A 4,576-nucleotide genomic window follows, 5' to 3' on the forward strand; every position below is an offset into this window, starting at 1 on the left:
GGGCCGACTGCACCGAAACCTCGTCGGCCTGGGGCTGGGCGGCCCTGGCCTGGGCGGCGACGGCGCGGGCGCCTTCGGCCTCGGCCAGCTGCATGGCGATCTCGGCCAGGCGCGTGAGCATCCGGATCTGCTGCAGCGCGAGGCTGCGGCAATAGGCCTGGACGTCGAGATCCTGCGGCAACGGCTCCATAGAACGTATCATGAACGAAGAATGAGTAAGCGCGCAATGAACTTTATGTTTACTGAGGTCAGTGCGGGCGGCACGACCATGGATCGCCACGCCCCTCGGGCTCGCGATGACGGTGAAGGGTGGCGCGGGCGGCTCATCCCAGAACCGTCATTGCGAGCGCAGCGAAGCAATCCAGCCCTGCCGCACAAGCCGCTGCGAGCTGGATCACCGCCCACCGGGACGCAGCAGCGCGGGGCGATGTCGGAGTCAGTGGTTTCCGAAGCGACCGGGCGTCACCCGGCGACGGAGCGGGCCGGCAGCAGCGCCTCGAACCGGGCGGCCGTCCGCCCATGCCATTGGCGCAGAGGAGTCCAGTCCTCGGGATGGACGTCCCACCAGGTGAGCCTGGCAGACCTGAAGCCGATGTCCCGCTCGACGCCGCAGATGGTGCCGTCGAGCCCGAGGCCGAGGCCGTCGGAAACGGGACGAGCCGGATGGCGGCGAGATCACCGAGCACCGGCCCAATCACCTCCGGCGGCAGCGGCGCTTCGCAGCCATAGGTGACGGGCTGTGGCATCCCGGAGCGATCGTGCTGATCCCAGATCACCCGGCGCAGGAACAGGCCCGACCGTGCCTCGATCACCGTCCAAGAGCACCAGGGCTCGAAGGACGGATAGCGCCACAGGCGCAGCAGTTGGCGGGCGTTCCTGTGCTCGACCAGGCCGGGATAGGCCTCCGCCCGGTCGAGCAGCGCGCGGGCCGGTCCGTCGTCGTGAGCGGTGGCCGTGGTGGTCTTCATGGGCTGAGCCGTCCGACGGGGCCGTACATCACGTCCGAGCGCAGCACGTGCTTTACGCCCGCCATCACCGGCTGCCCTTCGTGGAACAGCTCGTGCCGGAACAGCAGCGCCAGGCCGGTCGAGGGAGTGACGACGGTCTCGGCGAAGGCGGTCTCGCCACCGGTGAAATCGTCATTGAGGTAGACTATCAGCGTCAGGCGACTCTCGTCGCCATTGCCGCGCCGGAACACGCCATCGACATGGCCAGCAAAATACTGAGCCGGATCATAGCGGTAGAAGCGGAACCTCTCGTTGATGCCGATTGCCTGGCGCCCGTCGAGGAACGGCGGCACATGGTCCCGCAGGCGTTGCCACAGCTTGTCGGCCAGGGAGGCGTCGTCGCGGATCGCCCGGCTGTTGTTGCGCAGCCCGACGTCGCGGACGGCCCCCTTGGCGGTGTTGATCGTGGCCGCCTCGTAATCGCCCGCGCAGTCGATCCAGCCGCGGCATTCCGCCGGGCTGAAGCACGCCTCGATCGTGTAGATCCCTGGCGCGACCAGGACGGCCACCGCTTTCTCCTCAGATCAGGTTCAGCGTCGAATTGGTGATGGGATACCGGCGGTCGCGGCCGAAGTTGCGGCGGGTCAGCTTGACGCCCGGCGGGGCCTGGCGGCGCTTGTACTCGGCGCGGTCGAGCAGGCGCCACACCCGCGCCACCGTGGCCCGGTCATGGCCGCGGGCGACGATCTCGTCGACGCTCTTCTCCTCCTCCACCAGGCAGTTGAGGATGTCGTCCAGCGCATCATAGGGCGGCAGCGTGTCCTGGTCGGTCTGGTTCGGCTTCAGCTCGGCCGTCGGCGCCTTGGTGATGATCCGCTCCGGGATCACCCGGCCGGCCGGGCCCATCGCCCCCTCCGGCAGCACCTGGTTGCGCCAGCGCGACAGCTCGTAGACCGTGGTCTTGTAGACGTCCTTCAAGACCGAATAACCGCCGCACATATCGCCGTACAACGTCGCGTAACCGACTGACATCTCGGATTTGTTGCCGGTGGTCAGCACCATCTTGCCGAACTTGTTCGACAGCGCCATCAGGGTGACGCCGCGGGCGCGCGACTGGATGTTCTCCTCGGTGATGTCGGGCGCGGTGCCCTCGAACAGCGGCGCCAGCATCGCCTCGAAGGCCTGCATCGCCGGCGCGATCGAGATGCTGTCGAGGCGCACGCCGAGGGCATCGGCGCAGCCGGCCGCGTCGTCGAGGCTGTCCTGGCTGGTGTAGGGCGACGGCAGCATCACGCAATGCACCCGGTCGGCGCCCAGCGCGTCGACCGCGACGGCGGCCGAGAGTGCGGAATCGATGCCGCCGGAAAGTCCAATCAGAACACCAGGGAAGCGGTTCTTGTTCACGTAATCTCTGAGGCCGAGAACCATCGCGCCATAGATCGCCTCGACGCCTTCGGGCGGGGCGATGCGCTCGCCCTCGACGCAGTCCCAGCCCTCCTCGCCGCGCACCCATTCGGTGATGGCGATGTGCTCGCGGAAGGACGGCAGCTGGCGCCGCAGCGCGCCGTTGCGACCGATGACGAAGGAGGCGCCGTCGAACACCAGCTCGTCCTGGCCGCCGACCTGGTTGAGATAGGCCATGGCCAGGCCGCTCTCGGTCACCCGGTTCAGCACGATCTGCAGCCGCTGCTCGGCCTTGCCGGCCTCGTAGGGGCTGCCATTCGGCACCAGCAGCAGCTCGGCCCCCGTCTCCTGCAGGCACTCGACCACGTCCGGGGTCCAGATGTCCTCGCAGATCGGCACGCCCAGGCGCACGCCGCGGAACGGGATCGGCCCCGGCATCGGGCCGGCGGCGAAGACCCGCTTCTCGTCGAACACGCCGTAATTCGGCAGGTCGTGCTTGAACCGGGAAGCGGCGACCTTGCCGCCGTCGAGCAGCAGCACCGCGTTGTGCACGCGGCCGTCGTCGCGCCAGGGCGTGCCGATCAGCAGCGCCGGCCCCTCAACCGTCTCGGCCGCCAGCTCGCGCACCCCCTCCTCCACCGCGTCGAGGAAGAAAGGCTTCAGCACCAGGTCCTCGGGCGGGTAGCCGCTGACCGCGAGCTCGCTGGCCAGCAGCAGGTCGGCGCCGGCCGCCCGCGCCTCGTCCCGGGCGCGGCGCAGCTTGTCGATGTTGCCGCGCACGTCGCCGAGCGTCGGGTTCAGTTGGGCGAGGGCGATGACGAGACGATCGGTCATGACAGGTCCACAGATGAGGTCGGAGGCACCCTATCAGCGCGGCGTACCGGAAAGTTACTCCTACAATAATTCTCAACTTGAGATAATCAAGCCCGGCAGACGCCGCAGCCCGGCAAAGTTGCATGCCTCCCCTCGCAGGACGGCAGGCCTCGCCGGCCGGGTAATTATGTTACCCCACGCAACAATATTATCTGACTCGCCGCGGCGGCCCGGGACGGCCGCTCGGTGTCCGCCCGGCTCCCCGAGACCCGTCATGAACTGGCACCTGTACGGCACCTTCCTGGTCACCGCGCTGATCCTCGGCGTCACGCCGGGGCCGGTGAACATCCTGGCGCTGTCGCACGCGCTGGCGCTGGGCTGGGTGCGCACGGTGACCACGGTGGCGGGCGCGACGCTGGCGATCGCGATCCAGGCGTCGCTGGCCGTGGTCGGGATCGGCTCGTTCCTGGCCCTGCTGGGCCAGTGGTTCGACCTGCTGCGCTGGGCCGGCGCCGGCTACCTGGTCTATCTCGGCATCCAGCAATGGCGCGCCCGTGGCGGCATGGCGGCCGAAGTGGGAGGCGAGGCCGGCGCCGTCATCCCGGTCGGGGCGCGGTTCTGGAAGGGCTTCCTGATCTCGGCGACCAACCCGAAGACGCTGCTGTTCTTCCCGGCCTTCTTCCCGCAATTCATCGACCCGGCCCTGCCGGCGACGCCGCAGCTGTCGCTGCTGGCCGCCAGCTTCACCGCGATCAGCTTCCTCGGCATCCTGACCAACGCCGTCGCCGCCCATGCGCTGCGCCGCTGGCTGCAGCGGCCCGGCCGCGCCCGGCTGTGCAACCGCCTGTTCGGCGGGGCCCTGGTCGGGATGGGCGCCTCGATGCTGCAGGGCTAGCCCAATCGGTGCAACGCAGCAAAATTCAGACATGAAGCCTTGTTTTCGACACCCGCTTCGCCTGAAATCCCGGCAGGCACAGGGGAGTCGCCGCCTTCATGCTGATCGAGCGCGAGGAGCCGCTTGACCGACTGATCGACCTGGCCCGACGCGCCGCGCAGGGCCATGGCGGCACCGTCGTGCTCGGCGGCGAGGCCGGGATCGGCAAGACCGCCCTGCTGCAGGAGTTCACCCGCCGCCTGGGCCCCGGCACCCGCGTGCTGTGGGGCGGGTCGGAGGCGCTGTTCACCCCGCGCGCCCTGGGCCCGCTGCAGGACATGGCCCATGCCCTCGGCCCCCGGATGGCGGCGCTGCTGGACCAGACGGCGGCGCCGGAGCGGCTGTTCCCCGCCCTCTTGAACACGCTGCAGGAGGCGGCGGAGACCACGGTGCTGGTGTTCGAGGACGCGCATTGGGCCGACAATGCGACGCTGGACCTGCTGAAGTATCTCGGCCGCCGCATGCCTGTGCTGCGGGC

At 69.1% G+C, this 4,576-nt stretch carries 6 protein-coding genes; 2 read left to right on the forward strand and 4 right to left on the reverse strand.

All coding sequences use genetic code 11. From position 1 onward, the window contains the following. The 4 genes from P409_RS27335 to P409_RS27345 form a co-directional block, all read right to left on the reverse strand. Nucleotides 1-190 (reverse strand): hypothetical protein (locus P409_RS27335; protein ID WP_034845826.1); only part of this gene is annotated, 190 nt, incomplete at its 3' end. A gap of 133 nt (nt 191-323) precedes the next feature. Continuing rightward, nucleotides 324-968, reverse strand: a complete 645-nt coding sequence (locus P409_RS38315) for a hypothetical protein (protein ID WP_152613568.1) — start codon at nt 966-968, stop codon at nt 324-326. Continuing rightward, entirely contained in the window at nt 965-1,516 is a 552-nt protein-coding gene (locus tag P409_RS27340) for a 2OG-Fe(II) oxygenase (protein WP_052121464.1), read from the reverse strand. The genes P409_RS38315 and P409_RS27340 overlap by 4 nt, the downstream gene beginning before the upstream one ends. Nucleotides 1,517-1,526: 10 nt before the next feature. Continuing rightward, a complete protein-coding gene (locus P409_RS27345) occupies nt 1,527-3,185 on the reverse strand; it encodes an NAD+ synthase (RefSeq protein WP_034845827.1) in 1,659 nt (552 codons plus the stop codon). Nucleotides 3,186-3,438: 253 nt separating this feature from the next. On the opposite strand from P409_RS27345, the gene P409_RS27350 reads away from it, so the two are divergent. Then, entirely contained in the window at nt 3,439-4,059 is a 621-nt protein-coding gene (locus P409_RS27350) for a LysE family translocator (RefSeq protein ID WP_034845828.1), read from the forward strand. 98 nt (nt 4,060-4,157) lie between these two features. Beyond that, nucleotides 4,158-4,576: ATP-binding protein (locus tag P409_RS27355; protein ID WP_034845830.1), on the forward strand; the 419-nt coding region annotated here is incomplete at its 3' end.

It is taken from the genome of Inquilinus limosus MP06, from assembly GCF_000767795.1.
In the GTDB taxonomy this organism is placed as follows: Bacteria; Pseudomonadota; Alphaproteobacteria; order DSM-16000; family Inquilinaceae; genus Inquilinus; species Inquilinus limosus_E.

Excerpts from the sequence above, each read along its gene's own strand:
- P409_RS38315 (WP_152613568.1), bottom strand. The coding sequence starts at position 968 with ATGAAGACCACCACGGCCACCGCTCACGACGACGGACCGGCCCGCGCG.
- P409_RS27345 (WP_034845827.1), bottom strand. The coding sequence starts at position 3,185 with ATGACCGATCGTCTCGTCATCGCCCTCGCCCAACTGAACCCGACGCTC.
- P409_RS27350 (WP_034845828.1), top strand. The coding sequence starts at position 3,439 with ATGAACTGGCACCTGTACGGCACCTTCCTGGTCACCGCGCTGATCCTC.